This window comes from Streptomyces sp. NPDC001401 (assembly GCF_042895385.1).
GTDB lineage: Bacteria > Actinomycetota > Actinomycetes > Streptomycetales > Streptomycetaceae > Streptomyces.
The window spans coordinates 279,462-296,058 of the sequence record NZ_JBIAWI010000012.1 but is presented as its reverse complement, the minus strand read 5'-3'; the positions used below and the strand labels follow the sequence as shown (position 1 = coordinate 296,058).

At 68.0% G+C, this 16,597-nt stretch carries 18 protein-coding genes; 9 read left to right on the top strand and 9 right to left on the bottom strand.

What is annotated here, in order from left to right:
- Nucleotides 1-113: 113 nt before the first annotated feature.
- The 4 genes from ACFY10_RS35000 to ACFY10_RS34985 form a co-directional block, all read right to left on the bottom strand.
- Nucleotides 114-551: an SsgA family sporulation/cell division regulator gene (locus tag ACFY10_RS35000; RefSeq protein ID WP_390669248.1), complete on the bottom strand. Its 438-nt coding sequence runs from the start codon at nt 549-551 to the stop codon at nt 114-116.
- Between the two features lie 98 nt (nt 552-649).
- Nucleotides 650-1,417 (bottom strand): IclR family transcriptional regulator, encoded by a 768-nt coding sequence (locus ACFY10_RS34995; protein ID WP_390669279.1) that lies wholly within the window; start codon nt 1,415-1,417, stop codon nt 650-652.
- A 366-nt stretch (nt 1,418-1,783) separates the two neighbouring features.
- Nucleotides 1,784-1,996, bottom strand: coding sequence for a DUF5326 family protein (locus ACFY10_RS34990; protein WP_123966204.1), 213 nt, complete (start codon nt 1,994-1,996; stop codon nt 1,784-1,786).
- A gap of 149 nt (nt 1,997-2,145) precedes the next feature.
- Complete coding sequence (locus ACFY10_RS34985) at nt 2,146-2,463, bottom strand: cupin domain-containing protein (RefSeq protein WP_099930040.1); 318 nt, start codon at nt 2,461-2,463, stop codon at nt 2,146-2,148.
- 59 nt (nt 2,464-2,522) lie between these two features.
- On the opposite strand from ACFY10_RS34985, the gene ACFY10_RS34980 reads away from it, so the two are divergent.
- The 5 genes from ACFY10_RS34980 (at nt 2,523) to ACFY10_RS34960 (ending at nt 6,264) form a co-directional block, all read left to right on the top strand.
- Nucleotides 2,523-2,900, top strand: coding sequence for a phage holin family protein (locus ACFY10_RS34980; protein ID WP_123966206.1), 378 nt, complete (start codon nt 2,523-2,525; stop codon nt 2,898-2,900).
- 7 nt (nt 2,901-2,907) lie between these two features.
- Nucleotides 2,908-3,399, top strand: coding sequence for a low molecular weight protein-tyrosine-phosphatase (locus ACFY10_RS34975; RefSeq protein WP_390669247.1), 492 nt, complete (start codon nt 2,908-2,910; stop codon nt 3,397-3,399).
- Nucleotides 3,396-4,547, top strand: a complete 1,152-nt coding sequence (locus ACFY10_RS34970) for a cystathionine gamma-lyase (protein ID WP_390669246.1) — start codon at nt 3,396-3,398, stop codon at nt 4,545-4,547. Before ACFY10_RS34975 ends, ACFY10_RS34970 begins: the two co-directional genes overlap by 4 nt.
- A 240-nt stretch (nt 4,548-4,787) precedes the next feature.
- Complete coding sequence (locus ACFY10_RS34965) at nt 4,788-5,693, top strand: LysR family transcriptional regulator (RefSeq protein WP_390669245.1); 906 nt, start codon at nt 4,788-4,790, stop codon at nt 5,691-5,693.
- Nucleotides 5,694-5,781: 88 nt separating this feature from the next.
- Nucleotides 5,782-6,264, top strand: a complete 483-nt coding sequence (locus ACFY10_RS34960) for an NUDIX domain-containing protein (protein WP_390669244.1) — start codon at nt 5,782-5,784, stop codon at nt 6,262-6,264.
- 14 nt (nt 6,265-6,278) lie between these two features.
- On the opposite strand, the gene ACFY10_RS34955 is transcribed toward ACFY10_RS34960, so the two are convergent.
- Together ACFY10_RS34955 and ACFY10_RS34950 are read right to left on the bottom strand one after the other, a co-directional pair.
- Nucleotides 6,279-7,781 (bottom strand): globin domain-containing protein, encoded by a 1,503-nt coding sequence (locus ACFY10_RS34955; RefSeq protein WP_390669243.1) that lies wholly within the window; start codon nt 7,779-7,781, stop codon nt 6,279-6,281.
- A 412-nt stretch (nt 7,782-8,193) separates the two neighbouring features.
- Nucleotides 8,194-8,826, bottom strand: coding sequence for an HAD family hydrolase (locus tag ACFY10_RS34950; protein WP_390669242.1), 633 nt, complete (start codon nt 8,824-8,826; stop codon nt 8,194-8,196).
- 196 nt (nt 8,827-9,022) lie between these two features.
- On the opposite strand from ACFY10_RS34950, the gene ACFY10_RS34945 reads away from it, so the two are divergent.
- Entirely contained in the window at nt 9,023-9,889 is an 867-nt protein-coding gene (locus tag ACFY10_RS34945; RefSeq protein ID WP_390669241.1) for a GNAT family N-acetyltransferase, read from the top strand.
- A 40-nt stretch (nt 9,890-9,929) separates the two neighbouring features.
- The gene (locus ACFY10_RS34940) at nt 9,930-10,382 is read left to right on the top strand and encodes a GNAT family N-acetyltransferase (protein ID WP_390669240.1); all 453 of its coding nucleotides are present in this window, start codon (nt 9,930-9,932) and stop codon (nt 10,380-10,382) included.
- Nucleotides 10,383-10,441: 59 nt separating this feature from the next.
- Here ACFY10_RS34940 and ACFY10_RS34935 read toward each other — a convergent pair whose 3' ends face one another.
- On the bottom strand, nt 10,442-11,827 hold the full coding sequence (locus ACFY10_RS34935; RefSeq protein ID WP_390669239.1) for a serine hydrolase domain-containing protein: 1,386 nt from the start codon (nt 11,825-11,827) through the stop codon (nt 10,442-10,444).
- Between the two features lie 227 nt (nt 11,828-12,054).
- Between ACFY10_RS34935 and ACFY10_RS34930 the strand changes: the two genes are divergently transcribed.
- Nucleotides 12,055-12,618: a dihydrofolate reductase family protein gene (locus tag ACFY10_RS34930; protein WP_390669238.1), complete on the top strand. Its 564-nt coding sequence runs from the start codon at nt 12,055-12,057 to the stop codon at nt 12,616-12,618.
- A 115-nt stretch (nt 12,619-12,733) separates the two neighbouring features.
- Here the strand turns inward: ACFY10_RS34930 and dnaB are convergent, their stop codons facing one another.
- On the bottom strand, nt 12,734-14,212 hold the full coding sequence (gene dnaB, locus ACFY10_RS34925; RefSeq protein WP_390669237.1) for a replicative DNA helicase: 1,479 nt from the start codon (nt 14,210-14,212) through the stop codon (nt 12,734-12,736).
- A gap of 462 nt (nt 14,213-14,674) precedes the next feature.
- Between dnaB and ACFY10_RS34920 the strand changes: the two genes are divergently transcribed.
- The gene (locus ACFY10_RS34920) at nt 14,675-16,012 is read left to right on the top strand and encodes an MATE family efflux transporter (protein ID WP_390669236.1); all 1,338 of its coding nucleotides are present in this window, start codon (nt 14,675-14,677) and stop codon (nt 16,010-16,012) included.
- 129 nt (nt 16,013-16,141) lie between these two features.
- On the opposite strand, the gene rplI is transcribed toward ACFY10_RS34920, so the two are convergent.
- Entirely contained in the window at nt 16,142-16,588 is a 447-nt protein-coding gene (gene rplI / locus ACFY10_RS34915; RefSeq protein WP_275779042.1) for a 50S ribosomal protein L9, read from the bottom strand.
- Between the last annotated feature and the right edge of the window lie 9 nt (nt 16,589-16,597).

Below are 16,597 nucleotides of genomic sequence, written 5' to 3'. Positions count from 1 at the left end.
GCAGAACGTTCGGGGCAGTTTCAGGCTCGCGTCCCGCCCTGCCCGTGGAGAAGCGTTACTGCGACCTCCACGTCCCGCGCAGAAGCGTTCCGGCCAGCCCCCACCGTCCCGTCTCAGCCCGCGCTCTGCTCCTCCGCCAGGATGCGGTCCAGCGCCTCGTCGAGGTGGGCGTCGAAGTCTTCGAGCGAACCCTCCTGGCCGAGTGGCACCAGCTTGTCGGTGCGGTCGAGGAACACGATGAGCGGCGCCGTGGACGCGCGGAACAGCGCCTGGTCGCGGCCCACCTGAAGCCGGATCAGGACCTCGGCCAGGGAGTCCGGTTCGGCGGGTGAGACGCGCACATCACCTTCCCCGCACGGCCGGCCCACCCCGTCGATGAGCAGCTCACGACCGAACGCCCAGGTCACCGGCGCATCACCGGGAAGGTGGAAGGTCAGCCTCACGGCATAGGGATCGCAGGTCTCGTAGCGCAGCTCCACCGGGATGCGGAAGGAAAGCTCCTCGGACACGAGAAAGCTCATCATGACCTCTGCCTGTACGGACTCGCGCATCGCCTACCCCGTCATGTGAAGCCGACCGGCTGGGAGTGATCCCCTGACACTGGTGGAATCTTGCTGAACGTACACGACAGATCACAAGGAGTGAGTTTTCAGATACTGATAGAGATCGCGAGTGACCCCATCAGCCGTCCGATTTCGCGCTGCAGTTGCTGGGCAGCGGACATCAACCGGTCGGCCTGATGCGATGGCAGAGAAATGGCCATCGTCGCCGCCGTCGTGCCCACAGTGATCGGAATCGCCGCGCAGACCGTCCCCAGCGCGTACTCCTGCCGCTCCGTCACCGGCTCCAGCCGCCGCGTTCGCTCGAGCCGCCGGAGCAGGGTGTGGTTGTCACGCACGGTGTATGGAGTGATGGACTGCACGGGGTAACGGTCGAGGTGGTCGCGGCGGGCCTCGTCATCCAGCTGGGAGAGCAGGCACTGACCGATCGCATGCGCGTGTGCGGTCTCGCGGAAGTCGGCCCACTCCTCGACGGCCGGATTGCCCGGGGTGTCGGAGACGCACATGACTTCGATCTCGCCATCCCGGTACACGGCGTAATACACGGGCACGCCGATCGCGTCCCGCCAGCGGGCGAGAGCGTCGACGATCGTGCTGCGACGTTTCTGCTGGGCTCCGCTGCTGCTCAGTCGCACGGCCGCGTCACCGAGGAAGAACAGGCCCTTGTCCCGCCGCAGATAGCCCTCGTGGACGAGGGTGCGCAGCAGGTGGTACGCCGTCGGCAGCGCCAGGCCGGTCTCGCGGGCCAGCTGTTTGGCGGGGGCTCCGTGCTCGTGCTCGGCGACGCATTCCAGTAGGCGCATCGCGCGCTGGACGGATCCGATGAGGGTCGCGGACTGCGATTGCGCCGGAGGGATCTCCGAGGACGGCTGCACCGGTGGTGCCGTCAGGCGCGACGGTGCAGGCGGCGCCGTCGTGCGTTCCTGCGTCGAGGGGCCCGGCTGTTCGGGCGGCCTGATGCGGCGTCCCGGGGCCGGCCTGGGGGGTACGTGGGGGTCCGTGGATGCGGTGTCTACCGTGGCCAAGGGTCACTCCCGAGCGCGAGGGGGCTGCCCGTGCTGTGGGGAACACGGGAGGGGGTGTACGCCGCTCGCGGGGTCGCCCCCGCGTCGAATTCCGGACTCTAATGGCCAGATGCCGCCTTGAGGCGTCCTGTCCGGAAAACTTCCCTCGCGCGAGGGAACCGGTGATTCCTGTTACCGATCACCGGTGTCCCAGGGGCCTCACCAGTCGCTGCGCGACGAGGAGCTCGACGTGAACTTCCGCACGACGTAGATCAGTCCACCGACCAGTGCCACGAAGACCAGCACCTTGAACAGCAGCCCGATGACGAAGCCGACCACGCTGGCTATCAGCCCGCCGAACACGACGAGGGCGATGACCGGCACCGCGATCCACTTCACCCACCACGGCAGTCCGCCGAAGATCTCACCCATTGCCCTCGTCCTTACCTCTCCGCCCTACTGCTGTGCAGGGGCCCATTGATGTCCTGCACTCGATGCTAGGGCCGGCAGGGGCCCCGGCGGGGGCCTCGCACCCCTTGTCCTCCCCTGACTGTTCCCCTAGGGAACCCCGAGACGGCGGGTCAGCTTTCCGGGGGAGAGAACACCACGAGCACCCGCAAGTCCTCGCTGATGTGGTGGAACTTGTGGGCGACGCCGGCCGGGACGTACACCACGCTGCCGCGGGCGACTTCGGTGGTCTCCAGGCCGACGGTGATCGAGGCGCGGCCGCTCACGACGAAGTAGACCTCGTCCTGGTTGTGTGGCTTCTGTGGATCATGTTCGCCGGCATTGAGTGCATACAGACCGACGGACATGTGCCGCTCACGCAGAAACTGCAGGTAGGCACCCTCATTGGCGGCACGTTCCGCCTCCAGTTCGTCCAGCCGGAATGCCTTCATCGCCCTTGTCGCCCTCGTCCCACTGCTCGTGACCGATCTCGTCTGCCACGATCAGACACATGAAGAATTTCGTAGTCAAGACGATCGCCAACGCGGGTGCCCTGGCGGTCGCCGTCTGGCTGCTCGACAAGATCACCCTGACCGGTGACAGCACGGGCAAGAAGGCCGGCACCCTGATCATCGTCGCGCTGATCTTCGGCCTGGTGAACTTCCTGGTCAAGCCGATCGTGAAGCTGCTGACCTTCCCCCTGTTCATCCTGACGCTGGGTCTGATCACTCTGGTGGTCAACGCACTGATGCTGCTGCTCACCTCGTGGCTGGCCGACAAGCTCGACCTGAGTTTCCACGTCGAGGGCTTCTGGACGGCGGTCCTGGGCGGCCTGATCATCTCCATCGTGTCCTGGGCGCTCCACGTCGTCCTGCCCGACAACGACTGAGCACGCGATGAGCTACCGAGTCTGCTTCGTCTGCACCGGCAACATCTGCCGCTCCCCGATGGCCGAGTCCGTCTTCCGTGCCCGCATAGCGGAGGCCGGACTCGACGGCCTGGTCGAGGTCGACAGCGCCGGCACCGGCGGCTGGCACGAGGGCGACGCCGCCGACCCGCGCACCGTCTCCGTCCTGGAGGAGAGCGGCTACGACGGCGGCCATACGGCCCGCCAGTTCCAGCCGTCGTGGTTCTCGCGCCTCGACCTCGTCATCGCCCTCGACACCGGCCACCTACAAGCCCTGCGCCGCCTCGCACCCACCCAGGAGGACGCGGCGAAGGTGCGGCTGCTTCGCTCCTACGACCCCGCGGCAGGCGACGACCTCGACGTGCCGGACCCGTACTACGGGGGCAGGGACGGCTTCGAGGAGTGTCTTGAGATGGTGGAGACGGCGAGCGAGGGTCTGCTCGCCGAGGTACGCGAGCAAGTGGAGGTAGGGGCGGTATGAGCGATTCCGGTACGGGCACGCCGACGGGCAGTGGTGACGGGACCCGCGCGGTGCGGGCCGGGCTGCCCGAGCCGGTCAAGAACCAGCCGCACCTGCCCGGACCGGTGTTCGCCGCTCATTACCACCTGCAGGGTGACGTCGACGGCCCCTACACCTACGGCCGCGACCAGAACCCGACCTGGAGCCTGCTGGAGCGGGCCATCGGCGAGTTGGAGGCGCCCGGGCAGGACGGCGTCGAGACGCTCACCTTCGCCTCCGGGATGGCCGCCATCTCGTCTGTGATCTTCTCTCAACTGCGCGCGGGGGACACGGTCGTCCTGCCCAGCGACGGCTACCAGGTGCTGCCCGTGGTGCGCGAGCAGTTGGAGGCGTACGGCATCGAGGTGCGCACGGCGCCGACCGGTGGCGACGCCCAACTCGACGTCCTCGACGGCGCGAAGCTCCTGTGGATCGAGTCGCCCTCCAACCCCGGGCTCGACGTGTGCGACGTCCGGCGGCTGGTCGAGGCGGCACACGCGCGTGGAGCCCTCGTCGCCGTCGACAACACCCTCGCCACGCCGCTGGGGCAGCGTCCACTGGAGCTCGGCGCGGACTTCGCCGTGGCCAGTGGCACCAAGCAGCTCACCGGGCACGGGGACGTCCTGCTCGGCTACGTCGTGGGCCGCGACCCCGAGACCATGGCCGCCGTACGCCGCTGGCGCAAGATCGTCGGCGCGATTCCGGGTCCCATGGAGGCCTGGCTCGCTCACCGTTCGATCGCCACGCTCCAGTTGCGCGTCGACCGGCAGTGCGCGACGGCCCTCACCGTCGCCCAGGCGCTTCGGGAGCGGCCCGAGGTGACCGGCCTGCGCTACCCGGGGCTGCCCGACGATCCCTCCCACAAGATCGCCTCGCAGCAGATGCGCCGCTACGGATGCGTGGTGTCCTTCACGCTGCCCACGCGCGCCCGTGCCGACCGTTTTCTCGATTCCCTGCGGCTCGTGGACGACGCGACGAGCTTCGGCGGCGTGCGATCGACGGCCGAGCGGCGCGGGCGCTGGGGCGGGGATGCCGTGTCGGACGGCTTCATTCGCTTCTCGGTCGGTGCCGAGGACCCCGAGGACCTGGTGGCGGATGTGCTCCGCGCGCTGGACGCGTCGGCGGAATGAAGGCTTCAGCGACCGACTTACGGGCACTGGGTCGATGTCCGGCTACGCACAACGGACGGTCCGAGCCTCCCCCCTCGTGGCTCGGACCGTCCTCGGTTCCGCGCGAAGAACCGCGCGAACAAGGCTAGTTGACTCTGTGTCAGTGTCCAATCACAGTAGCGACAGAGACCTATCGACTTATTTATAGTTGGGCCCTGCCTGGGGGCCGGGAGAAGGGCAGGGAACTGGGGAGGGCAAACCATGGATCTGGCCTTGCTGCGCACTTTCGTGACCGTGCACCGGGCCGGCTCCTTCACCCGCGCCGCCGCCCTGCTCGGCCTGTCGCAGCCAGCCGTGACCTCGCAGATCCGCACGCTGGAGCGGCAGCTCGGCCGCCCTCTGTTCCTGCGGCAGGCCCGCGGAGTGACCCCTACGACTATCGGGGACGAGCTCGCACACAAGGCCGCCCCGCATCTCGACGCCCTGGTGGAGATCGCCGAGACCGGCCTCGACGACGAGTCCTCCTTACGGACCCTGCATCTTGCCGGTCCTCCTGAATTCACGGCGGAACGGGCGCTGCCCGCCCTCACCGAGCTGACCGGCGAGGACGGCCAGGGCTTCGCGCTGCGCGCTTCCTTCGGGAACGCCGAGGAAACCCTGGAGGGACTCGCCGCCGGTCATCACGATCTGGCCATCAGTACGGCCCGCCCGCGCGGCGCCCTGCTCACGGCGACTCCGCTCTGCGACGAGGAGCACGTCCTGGTCTCCACCCCGGGCCGAGCCGAGGAGATAGGCCCTGGGAAGCCGCGTCGCAAGGGAGCGCCCGCGCTGGAGGACGTCCCCGTGATCGAGGTGCACGAGTCGCTGCCTTTCGTCTCCCGCTACTGGGCCTCCGTCTTCGACTCCCGTCCTGCGGCTCCGGGCACCGTCATCGTTCCCGATCTGCGTGCGGTCCTGGCCTGCGCCGTCGCGGGCGCGGGGCTCGCGGTGCTGCCCCGCTATCTGTGCGGCGACGCCCTGGAGCGCGGCGAGATCGTCGCCCTCCACGAACCCGCGGTGCCTCCGTTGCGGACGTACTTCCTCGTGGTCCGCACGGGCACCCTCGCGATGCCGCACATCGCGCGGGCTCACGAATGGCTGCTGCGAGCGGCGGCCGACTGGTGCTGACCAGCATTTTTCCGGCGGTCACGGGGCGAGCTCGACCGGTGACATCCCGCGATGTTTCACGTGGAACCAAGCGGGCCACATTTCTCCCATGACCGTCCGACCCGTGGTCAAGCGCACCGCTCGTGCCGTTCTGCTGGACGGCGACAACCTGATTCTGATCAAGCGCACCAAGCCCGGTGTCGATCCCTACTGGGTCACTCCCGGTGGCGGGGTCGAGCCCGGGGATGCGACCGTCGTCGACGCCCTGCACCGCGAGGTGTACGAGGAACTCGGCGCCAAGATCATCGACGTGGTGCCCTGCTTCGTGGACACCGTGGAGCACATCGGCGAGGACGGCGGCGCGACCGGCGTGAAGGTGCAGCACTTCTTCGTCTGCCGCCTGGAGTCCATGGACACGTCCCTGCGGCACGGCCCCGAGGTGGACGAGCCCGCCGGCGAGTACGAGATCGTGCGGGTGCCGTTCACCCGCGTCGGGATTGCCTCCGTGCATCTCGTACCGCTGTCCCTGCGGCACTACCTGGACGGGAACATCGAGGGCGTACGCGCCATGCACGCCCCGGACCTGGGCTGATACCCGGCGCCGGATCAGTCTCCGGTGGCGACGAGCTCCTCCACCGAGTCGTGCCGTATTCGCTCCGACGGGATGCCGATGTTCCTCAGTGCGTCCACACCGCTGCGGATCATTCCGGGCGGGCCCGAGAGATAGGCGTCGAACTCGTTCCACGGCCCGTACTCGCGTATGGCATCCGGGAGCTGGAGATGGGCTTGCTGGTCGATGACCGCACGGACCGAGAGCCAGGGGTGGGACTGCTGGAGCCTGAGCATCGTGTCGATGTCGTACAGGTCGTGGTCGGTGCGGGCGCCGTAGAACACCTCGACCGGCCGCCGTTCGCCGTGCTCGGCGACATCCTCGACCAGCGCCTTTATGGGCGCTATGCCGGTGCCGCCGCCCAGGCACAGCAGTCCGCTGTCGGTGGTGTGGTCGACGGTCATCGAACCGGCCGGGGGGCCGAGGCGGATGATGTCGCCGGGGCGGGCGCGGTGCACGAGGGCGTTGGAGACCCAGCCCGCCGGGACGGCCTTCACATGGAACGTCAGCAGACCGTCGGAGCGGGGTGCCGAGGCGAAGGAGTAGTGCCGCCAGATCCGCGGCCACCACGGCGTCTCCAGGCTCGTGTACTGCCCGGCGAGGAACGGGTAGGGCTGGTCGGGGCGGACCGTGACGACCGCTACGTCCGGGGTCCTGAGATCGTGCGCGACGATCTCGGCGTACCACCAGGCCGGGGCACGCAGTTCGTCCGCGGCCGCTGCGTCGATCATGACCTGCGAGATCGTCGTGTACGCCCGGACCCAGGCCGCCTCCATCTCCGGGTCCCAGATGCCGGAGGCGTACTTGCTCAGCGCGCCGATGAGGCACTCGCCGACGGCAGGGTAGTGCTCGGCCCTGGTGCCGTACTTGCGGTGACCACGGCCGAGGTTCTGGAGATACGCGACGAGGACCTCGGTGTTGTCGATGTGCTCGGCCGCGGTGAGCAGCGCCTTGAGCAGCCGGTCCCGCTGGGTGTCCATCGCGGCCGGGAAGAGCGACCGCAGATCGGGGTGTCGGACGAAGAGCAGCGCGTAGAAGTACGAGGTGACCTTGTCCGCGATCGGCGCCACCTCGGCCATGGTCCGACGGATGAGGAGGGCATCCGGTGACGCGCTCTCGGCCCGGACTTGAACGAGGGGCTCCTGCGGCTGCGCTGCGGGCGCGGTGGAGCGCTGGGCGGGCACTCGCAGGTCGGCGGAGAGCGCCTCGCGGGCAGTGGGCTCTGCCGCAGGGGGCTGTGCAGCTGAGGGCTGTGCGGCGGTAGCCGCCCGAGCGGGTTCGGCGGGTGGTGCCGCCTGTGGGACGTCCTCCGCCGGCTGGTCCTTGTCGGTGTCCGACGTGGTCCTGCCCATCGGGCGCATCGCTGCGAGGCGGCTGCCTTCGGCCGCTTCCCGCTCGCTGTCCGGAGTCGTCACCGGCTGCTTGCGCGGCGTGAACCAGCCGCCGCCCCCGCCGCCGGAAGTGCCGTTGTCGGCCGACGCGGTGGTCGGAGCGTCCATGGTGTGCCTCGCCTCGAACATCTTTCGGTCGGTCTGCGCACTTCCTCGGTCGGAAGGTGCCTTTTCCCCCGCAGACGGCTTGCTTTCCCCGTTTCATGCCGCGGCCAATGCGGCCACATTCAACCCGGATTCACGTTCTGTACGGACAAGTAAGGCGAGAGTGTGACATTGACCGCAGTGCTCTCACCGCAGCATCCCATCGCGCATGGACACCCCGGCCGCATAACCGCAAATGCGGGTCTTCGATCTCTCCGTCCCGTTAGGCTGCATCGCCCTGCCCTCGGCCCGCACAGGATGTGTACGTCTCGCCCCGCAGCGAACCGGAGTCGACCATACCGGCCGACGCTCCGATCACAAGTCCCCCCTTCCTCCACCACGAATGGGAGAGGGGGCGAATCATCAATTCCTTCAATTACCGGGCGTGGCGCACCAATTCATAGGCTTCCCACAGATCCCCGCCCATGTACGAGTGTGTCGCAAGACCGGACAGATGACGGTCCGCATTGACCGCTACCGAGATGGGCACCGCAGCGAACAGGTCCCTGTCCGACAGCGAGTCGCCATAGGCAATGCAGTCGGCGCGGGCCACACCGAACTCCCCGCACAGCCGGTCGGCGATCTCGACCTTGGCCGCGGCACTGAGAACTCCGGCCGGATCAACGGGCTCGGTGAACGGCACAGCGGGAAAACGAGACCCGAACGCCGCGTGCGCGCCCCACCCGATGAGCCGCTCCACGAAGAAGGAGGGCGAGAGCGACACGACGGCACAGTAGTCGCCCACCTGCCGGATCTCCTCCCAGACCTCACGGATGCGTTCCAGCCACGGGGCACTTTCGAAGGCGGCCGACACATGCGTCTCAGTCAGCTCCGCCCAGAGCGCGTACACCTGCGCCGCATACTCCGGCGGGCCTATCAGCCCCTCCGAGATCGCCTGATCGAGCGCTACCGTCTCGGCTTCCAGCCCCAGCTGCCGTGAGATCTCCACAGGCGCCGACGTGCCCTGCAGCAGCGTGCCGTCGAGGTCGAAGAGATGAAGTCTTGCCATGGGCCCCGAGGCTAACGGGACCCGTTGCCGTCTCCTCCAGTGAGACCACTTGACGCTCGGCGTTCGCCCGTGTTTCACGTGAAACACCCAACTGCTGCCGGCGCCCTGTGCACTTGCCCATGACATGGCCAAAAGCTCCTGCTTCTCGCCAGAAAGAGGTGGACGGCGAGGCGACCCGTCGGACAGCCTGACCTGCGTGTCGACTCCTTCCCTCCCCTCTCTTGCCGTCCGCCGTCTGACGCTTCGCGATCTCACCGCCTGCGCCGACTTGTCCGAAGACCGGGGGTGGCCGCGCGAGGAGCACAAGTGGGGCCTCCTCCTCACAGCCGGGAAGGGATACGGCATCGACGACCCCGACGGCGGCCTCGTCAGCGCCTGCGTCGTCACCGAGTACGGGCCGCAGGACCACCCCGCTCTCGGGGCCGTCGGCATGGTGCTGGTCGCCAAACGGCATGCCCGCCGAGGCATCGGACGCCGCCTGATGCGGCACGTCGTCTCGGCCATGGGCACCACCCCGCTGACGCTCCATGCAACCCCGTACGGTCGCCCGCTCTACGAGGAACTCGGCTTCAAGGTCACCGGCCGGGCCGAGATGATGCGCGGGCATTTCACGCCCGGCGGGCCGGAGCCCGAGGTGGTCACACGTGCGGCCACCGCCGAGGACCTCCCCGCGATCCTCCGGCTCGACGAAGAGGTGTTCGGTGCCGACCGCACGCCCATCATCACGCGGCTGCCCGCCTTCGCCGACCGACTGCGCGTCGCCGAGGAGGACCGCCGGCTCATCGGGTACGCGGCCGCCTGGCCCAACATGGACACCCATGTCGTGGGCCCGCTGATTGCCAGGGACACGGAGACGGCAAAGGCGCTCATCACCTCTCTCGCCGCACACACCGACCGCCCCCTGCGCACCGACATCGACGTACGACACGAAGAACTGCTGGCGTGGGCGAAGGAGCGGGGGCTGGCGTCCGTCGCTTTCAACGCGGTCATGACGTACGGGATCCCGGAACTGCCCGGCGACTGGACCAGGCGATTCGCTCCGCTGACCGTGGCTGCCGGCTGAGCTCTGCCCCCAGAGGACAGCGGTGCGTAAGGTGCGGGGCATGGGAGATCTTGAAATACGGCCCGCCACGGCGAACGACGTGACCGCGATCGTCGCAATGCTCGCCGACGACCCTCTGGGTGCCCAGCGCGAGTCACCGCACGACCTGACCCCGTACCTGGCCGCGTTGGAACGTCTTGCGTCCGACCCGAACCAGCACCTGGTCGTCGCCGTCCGTGAGGGCCGCGTCGTCGGGACGCTTCAACTCACGATCATCCCCGGTCTGTCGCGACGCGGCGCCGTCAGATCGATCATCGAAGGCGTCCGTATCCATGCCGATGAACGCGGCAGCGGCCTGGGCACACAGCTCATCGGGTGGGCGATCGACGAATCCCGGCGCCAGGGCTGCCAGTTGGTCCAGCTGACCTCCGACAACACCCGCACCGACGCCCACCGCTTCTATGAGCGGCTCGGCTTCACGGCCTCACACCTGGGCTTCAAGCTCCAGCTGTGAGGCCATGAAGCGAAGGGTCATGTTTCACGTGAAACAGGGTTTCTGCCGGGCATCTCTGTCTAGCCGATCCCCCGCCACCCGTCCGGGTCCACCCCACCGGGCACGGAAGCCTCCTCGCCGTACGGCTGACGCGTGAACACGAACGACCCGAGGTCCAGATGACTCAAGGTCCCGTCCGAGCGCCGTACGGCCCTCAGAGGCTCTCCGGCGTAGTAGCCCTCCAGTCCGGTCCAGGTGCCGTCGCCGTTTGCCCTGAATCGCGAGCGGCGGCCGCTTCCGGACAGTGGCTCCAGCGAGACACCTCCGTCTGCCGCCAGCCGCAGGGCGAACGCATACGTTCCCCAGTACCACGGTCCAGCCAACTCCAGTACGGACGCGGCGACTTCGGGCAGCGGCCGCCACGGGTCGGGAATGCGCGGCTCGGCCTCGGCGAGGATCCGCACAAGATCGACCCCGACCGTGGACAGCAGAGGTCCGGACGTGCAGTTGGCCAGCACCACAGCCGCGACATCGTCCTCGACACTGATGGTGAGGTTCGCCAGAAACCCCGGCAGCGACCCGGAGTGCCCCACGAGCAGTCGGCCGTCCCGGTGCTGGATCTGCAGCCCCAGCCCGTACGTGACTCCGTCCACGACATCCGCGGCTTCGGCCGGCGCCGCAGGCGTCCGCATCTCTCTCACGGTCTCAGCGCTCAGTACCCGGTCGTCGCCCCGCGCCAGGAAGACAGCGAAGCGCGCCAAGTCACCCGTGGTGGACCAGAGTTGACCGGCGGGCGCCATCCGTCCCAGGTCCTCGGCAGGTTCGGGCAGCAGGACATCGGCCCAGGGATGCACCGCCCACCCACCCGCGTGAGGCGCCTGCGGGTGGCCACTCGTACGGTCGAGGCCCAGGGGTTCGAGCACTTCACGCCGAAGTACCTCTTCCCACGGTGCCCCACGCAGCTTCTCGACCAGCGCCCCCAGCAGGGTGTAGCCGGGGTTGGAGTAGTGGAAGCGGCGTCCCACCGGATGCAGGAAAGGCTGCTCTCCCAGGACGTCGGAGAGTTCCGGGCGCAGGGATCCCGGAGTGCGTTCCCACCACGGTGCGGGCGACTCCGCCGCCAACCCACTCGTATGCGCGAGCAGGTCGACGATGGTGGCCTCCCCCGCACCCGTTCCCGGCAGATGCTTCTCCAGCGGGTCACCGAGGTCGAGAAGGCCCTCGTCCCGCAACCGAAGCACCAGAACTGCGGTGAAGGTCTTGGTGATCGAACCGATGCGGTACTGCACGGTCTCGTCCGGACCATGCCCGTCCACCGAGGTCCGCGCGCCGTGCCACACGGTCCGCCCGCCCCTCACGACCGCCGCGACCAGCGACGGCGCACGTCCTTCGGCCTGGGCCACGGCGATCCGGTGCAGCAGTGCCCGACGCGTACCGGGGAGCAGCTCTTCCTGAGGTGTCGTCATGGTCTCAGTCCATCCCGCGGAACACTCGGCCGTCGAGTTCATTTGTCCGGGACGGGGATCGGCCTGTAGGGTCTCGCCGCCGATGACATGTCGATCTTCTGTGACCTGCTGGTTCTCTGTTGTCTCACCGCGATGTCAGCCAAGATCAGTCTCAGATCGCGCACCGATGACTTTCCCGCGCCGCGCCGGTCTGTACGCGTGAGACCGACTCACGGAAGGCTGGCGCCATGCGGAAACTGATCTACGGCATGAACCTGACCCTGGACGGCTATATCGCCGCGCCCGGCGACGACATCGGCTGGAGCGTGCCGAGCGACGAGCTGTTCCAGTTTTGGTCCGACCAGTTGCAGGCGACCGACCTGTCGTTGTACGGGCGCAAGCTGTGGCAGACGATGAGCTCCCACTGGCCGACCGGCGACCAGCAGCCGGGCGCCACCCCGGCGGAGATCGAGTTCGCGCGCCGCTGGCGGGACATGTCGAAGGTGGTGTACTCCTCGACGATCGACAAGGTCGACTGGAACACCCGCCTGGTCACCGGCGACGCGGTCGCCGAGATCACCCGGCTCAAGGCCGAGGACGGCGGCCCGATGGACATCGGCGGCGCGACCCTCGCCGGGGCGGCCATGCGGGCCGGGCTGATTGACGAGTACGTGCTGGCCACCGCGCCGGTCCTGGCGGGCGGCGGCACGCCGTTCTTCACCGCGCTGGACAACTGGGTGAACCTGAACCTGGTGGAGACGCGGACGTTTCCCGGCGGCGTGATCCTGACCAGGTACGAGACGAGGCGCTGAGCGCCCGTCCGGGAGTCACGGGCCATATGCTCCGCGGGTGACACCCCCTGGGTGACCCGGACTACCGCCCGAGCCACCCAAACGACTGAAGCCCTTGCCCTACAGATCGGTCGGATCAGGTCTGCGCCATATCCACGAACCGCGAGTAGTGGCCCTGGAAGGCAACCGTGATCGTCGCCGTCGGGCCGTTACGGTGCTTGGCCACGATCAGGTCGGCCTCGCCCGCACGTGGCGACTCTTTCTCGTACGCGTCCTCGCGGTGCAGCAGGATGACCATGTCGGCGTCCTGCTCGATGGAGCCGGACTCACGCAGGTCGGAGACCATCGGCTTCTTGTCGGTGCGCTGCTCGGGACCACGGTTCAGCTGGGACAGCGCGATGACCGGGACCTCCAGCTCCTTTGCGAGGAGCTTGAGATTACGGGACATGTCCGAGACCTCCTGTTGGCGGTTCTCGGCGCGCTTGGAGCCGCCGGACTGCATCAGCTGGAGGTAGTCGATGACGACCAGCCTGATGTCGTTGCGCTGTTTCAGACGGCGGCACTTGGCGCGGATCTCCATCATCGACAGGTTCGGAGAGTCGTCGATGAACAGCGGTGCGGCCGAGACGTCCGGCATCCGGCGGGCCAGCCGCGTCCAGTCCTCGTCGGTCATCGTGCCGGAGCGCATGTGGTGCAGGGCGACACGGGCCTCGGCGGACAACAGACGCATCGCGATCTCGTTGCGCCCCATTTCGAGCGAGAAGATGACGCTCGGAAGGTTGTGCTTGATCGACGCAGCCCTGGCGAAGTCCAGCGCGAGCGTGGACTTACCCATCGCGGGGCGGGCGGCGATAACGATCATCTGGCCCGGGTGCAGGCCATTGGTGAGCGAGTCGAAATCAGTGAAGCCCGTGGGCACACCGGTCATCTCGCCGCTGCGGGAGCCGATCGCCTCGATCTCGTCGAGTGCGCCCTCCATGATGTCGCCGAGCGGCAGATAGTCCTCGCTGGTGCGCTGCTCGGTGACTGCATAGATCTCGGCCTGGGCGCGGTTGACGATCTCGTCGACGTCGTCGTCGGCCGCATATCCCATCTGGGTGATGCGGGTGCCTGCCTCGACCAGGCGGCGCAGGACCGCCCGCTCGTGGACGATCTCCGCGTAGTACTCGGCGTTGGCTGCGGTCGGCACGGTCTGCACGAGGGTGTGCAGATACGATGCGCCACCGACCTTGTTGATCTCGCCGCGCTTGGTGAGCTCGGCGGCGATCGTGATGGGGTCGGCCGGCTCTCCCTTGGCGTAGACGTCCAGGATGGCCTGGAAGATCGTCTCGTGCGCGGGCTTGTAGAAGTCGTGGCCCTTGAGGATCTCCACGACGTCTGCGATGGCGTCCTTGGACAGGAGCATGCCGCCGAGGACGGACTGCTCGGCATCGAGGTCCTGCGGCGGCACTCGCTCGAAGGACGTGCCTCCGCCATCCCATTCGCCGTTGTCCCGGCCACGGTCGTGCTGCTCGTCGCGGCCCCGGCCCCCCTCGCCGCGTCGGCGGGAAGCAGGCAGACGATCGCTTGGACCGCTGTCGGCCCACGGATCGTCCAAGGGCTCGGAAATACTCACCGAGCCACCTCCTCCCGTCCGCCGTCGAGCGGACCTAGCCATGCCCTCTTTTCTACGGCACGGCACTGACAAATGAGAGGCCCAACTCCGGTTAGTGCACGTCGGTTTTGTGCTGGTTTCCCTGCCGACGAAACGGAGCGGGCGCCGGACCACGGTAGGCCTGCGGGCACCGTCAGCCAATCTGGTTATCCACAGGCCATGTGGACGACGGCCCGGATGCTGTGGAGAACTCCGCAAAACCTGTGCACGACACGGTGGACAGCCCTGTGAACAAGCATCAACCTCCTCCGCCACGACCCCCTTGACCTGCACTTTTCCCGTCCACCGGCTGTGCAGAAGAAAAACTTGCCCAGTCGGGCCAAGATCGCTTCGAACGGCGCACGAAAGACCACGCGGCGAGACGGGAAGTAAGGGCCATAAAAGCTTTGCATCTCTTACCTGTGGACGATTAGGTTGGTGCTCATGACACAGGCTCCCGCGACCCCCACGGTCACCCGGCGACAGCACGATCGAGAGATCGTCGCGCTGGCCGTCCCGGCCTTCGGTGCACTCGTCGCCGAGCCCCTCTTCGTCATGGCCGACAGCGCGATCGTCGGCCATCTCGGTACGGCACAGCTCGCCGGCCTCGGTGTCGCCTCGGCCCTCCTCACGACAGCAGTCAGCATCTTCGTCTTCCTCGCCTATGCCACCACTGCGGCCGTCGCCCGACGGGTCGGAGCCGGCGACCTCCAGGCCGCCATCCGCCAAGGCGTCGACGGCATCTGGCTGGCGCTCCTGCTCGGCGCCGCCGTCATCGCCGCCGTGCTGCCCACGGCGCCGGCCCTTGTGGGACTCTTCGGCGCCTCGGACAGCGCGGCCCCCTACGCGACCACCTACCTGCGCATCTCGGCCCTCGGCATCCCGGCCATGCTCGTCGTACTCGCCGCGACCGGCGTCCTGCGCGGTTTGCAGGACACCAAGACACCACTCCGTGTGGCCATCGCAGGCTTTGTCGCCAACGGCGCCCTCAACGCCGGCCTCGTCTACGGCGCCGACCTCGGCATCGCGGGCTCCGCCTGGGGCACCGTCATCGCGCAGTGCGGCATGGCAGCGGTCTACCTCACCGTGGTCGTCCGCGGAGCCAGCAGATATGGCGCCTCGCTGCGTCCCGACACAGCTGGGATACGGGCCTCCGCACAAGCCGGCGTTCCCCTCCTGGTCCGCACACTCTCACTCCGAGCGATCCTGCTGATCGCCACAGCCGTCGCCGCCCGACTCGGCGACGCAGACATCGCTGCACACCAGATCATCCTGTCTCTCTGGAGCCTGCTCGCCTTCGCCCTTGACGCCATCGCCATCGCCGGTCAGGCCATCATCGGACGGTATCTCGGCGCCGAGGACAGCCAGGGCGCCCGCGACGCCTGCCGCCGCATGGTGCAGTGGGGAATCGCGGTAGGTGTCGTGCTCGGTGTATTGGTAGTGGTCGCCCGGCCGATGTTCCTGCCGCTGTTCACCGGCGACACCGTGGTGAAGCACGCCGCGCTGCCCGCCCTGCTCGTGGTGGCTCTCTCCCAGCCGATCTGCGGCGTCGTCTTTGTCCTGGACGGCGTCTTGATGGGAGCCGGTGACGGTCCCTATCTGGCCTGGGCCATGGTGGTCACCCTTGCTGTCTTCGCCCCGTTGGCGGTGCTGGTCCCAGCACTCGGCGGCGGCCTCACCGCGCTGTGGGCAGCGATGACGCTGATGATGGCGGTGCGCATGCTGACCCTTTGGCTGCGGACCCGTTCGGGCCGCTGGATCGTCACGGGCGCCACCCGCTGACTGTTTCACGTGAAACCGGCGTTTCACGTGAAACATGCGCGGTCCGGTACTGGACCGGAGCACGAAGAAGGGGCCGCACCCGACATGGGTGCCGCCCCTTCCCTCAGCTGTTCAAGCCGAGCGCGGCAATCAGGCCGCGACGACCTCGATGTTGACCTTGGCGGCAACCTCGGGGTGCAGACGCACGGACGTCTCGTGAGCGCCCAGCGTCTTGATCGGCGCGCCCAGCTCGATGCGGCGCTTGTCGACCTCGGGGCCACCGGAGGCCTTGATCGCCGAGGCGATGTCGGCCGGGGTGACGGAACCGAAAAGACGACCGGCGTCGCCGGAGCGGACGGCCAGACGGACCTTGACGCCCTCGAGCTGGGCCTTCACAGCGTTGGCCTGCTCGATGGTCTGGATCTCGTGGATCTTGCGAGCACGACGGATCTGCTCGACGTCCTTCTCGCCACCCTTGGTCCAGCGGATAGCGAACTTCCGCGGGATCAGGTAGTTGCGAGCGTAACCGTCCTTGACGTCGACGACGTCGCCCGCGGCACCGAGGCCGGAGACCTCGTGGGTGAGGATGATCTTCATGTTTCGGTC

Bases quoted from the DNA above. Each gene is read 5' to 3' on its own strand.
- ACFY10_RS34955 (WP_390669243.1), bottom strand. From the start codon at position 7,781: ATGGACGCTCCGACCACCGCGTCGGCCGACAACGGCACTTCCGGCGGC.
- ACFY10_RS34990 (WP_123966204.1), bottom strand. From the start codon at position 1,996: ATGGGTGAGATCTTCGGCGGACTGCCGTGGTGGGTGAAGTGGATCGCG.
- rplI (WP_275779042.1), bottom strand. From the start codon at position 16,588: ATGAAGATCATCCTCACCCACGAGGTCTCCGGCCTCGGTGCCGCGGGC.
- ACFY10_RS34920 (WP_390669236.1), top strand. From the start codon at position 14,675: ATGACACAGGCTCCCGCGACCCCCACGGTCACCCGGCGACAGCACGAT.
- ACFY10_RS34960 (WP_390669244.1), top strand. From the start codon at position 5,782: ATGACCGTCCGACCCGTGGTCAAGCGCACCGCTCGTGCCGTTCTGCTG.
- ACFY10_RS34975 (WP_390669247.1), top strand. From the start codon at position 2,908: ATGAGCTACCGAGTCTGCTTCGTCTGCACCGGCAACATCTGCCGCTCC.
- ACFY10_RS34970 (WP_390669246.1), top strand. From the start codon at position 3,396: ATGAGCGATTCCGGTACGGGCACGCCGACGGGCAGTGGTGACGGGACC.
- ACFY10_RS34935 (WP_390669239.1), bottom strand. From the start codon at position 11,827: ATGACGACACCTCAGGAAGAGCTGCTCCCCGGTACGCGTCGGGCACTG.
- ACFY10_RS34930 (WP_390669238.1), top strand. From the start codon at position 12,055: ATGCGGAAACTGATCTACGGCATGAACCTGACCCTGGACGGCTATATC.
- ACFY10_RS34965 (WP_390669245.1), top strand. From the start codon at position 4,788: ATGGATCTGGCCTTGCTGCGCACTTTCGTGACCGTGCACCGGGCCGGC.
- ACFY10_RS35000 (WP_390669248.1), bottom strand. From the start codon at position 551: ATGCGCGAGTCCGTACAGGCAGAGGTCATGATGAGCTTTCTCGTGTCC.
- ACFY10_RS34940 (WP_390669240.1), top strand. From the start codon at position 9,930: ATGGGAGATCTTGAAATACGGCCCGCCACGGCGAACGACGTGACCGCG.
- ACFY10_RS34985 (WP_099930040.1), bottom strand. From the start codon at position 2,463: ATGAAGGCATTCCGGCTGGACGAACTGGAGGCGGAACGTGCCGCCAAT.
- ACFY10_RS34950 (WP_390669242.1), bottom strand. From the start codon at position 8,826: ATGGCAAGACTTCATCTCTTCGACCTCGACGGCACGCTGCTGCAGGGC.
- ACFY10_RS34980 (WP_123966206.1), top strand. From the start codon at position 2,523: ATGAAGAATTTCGTAGTCAAGACGATCGCCAACGCGGGTGCCCTGGCG.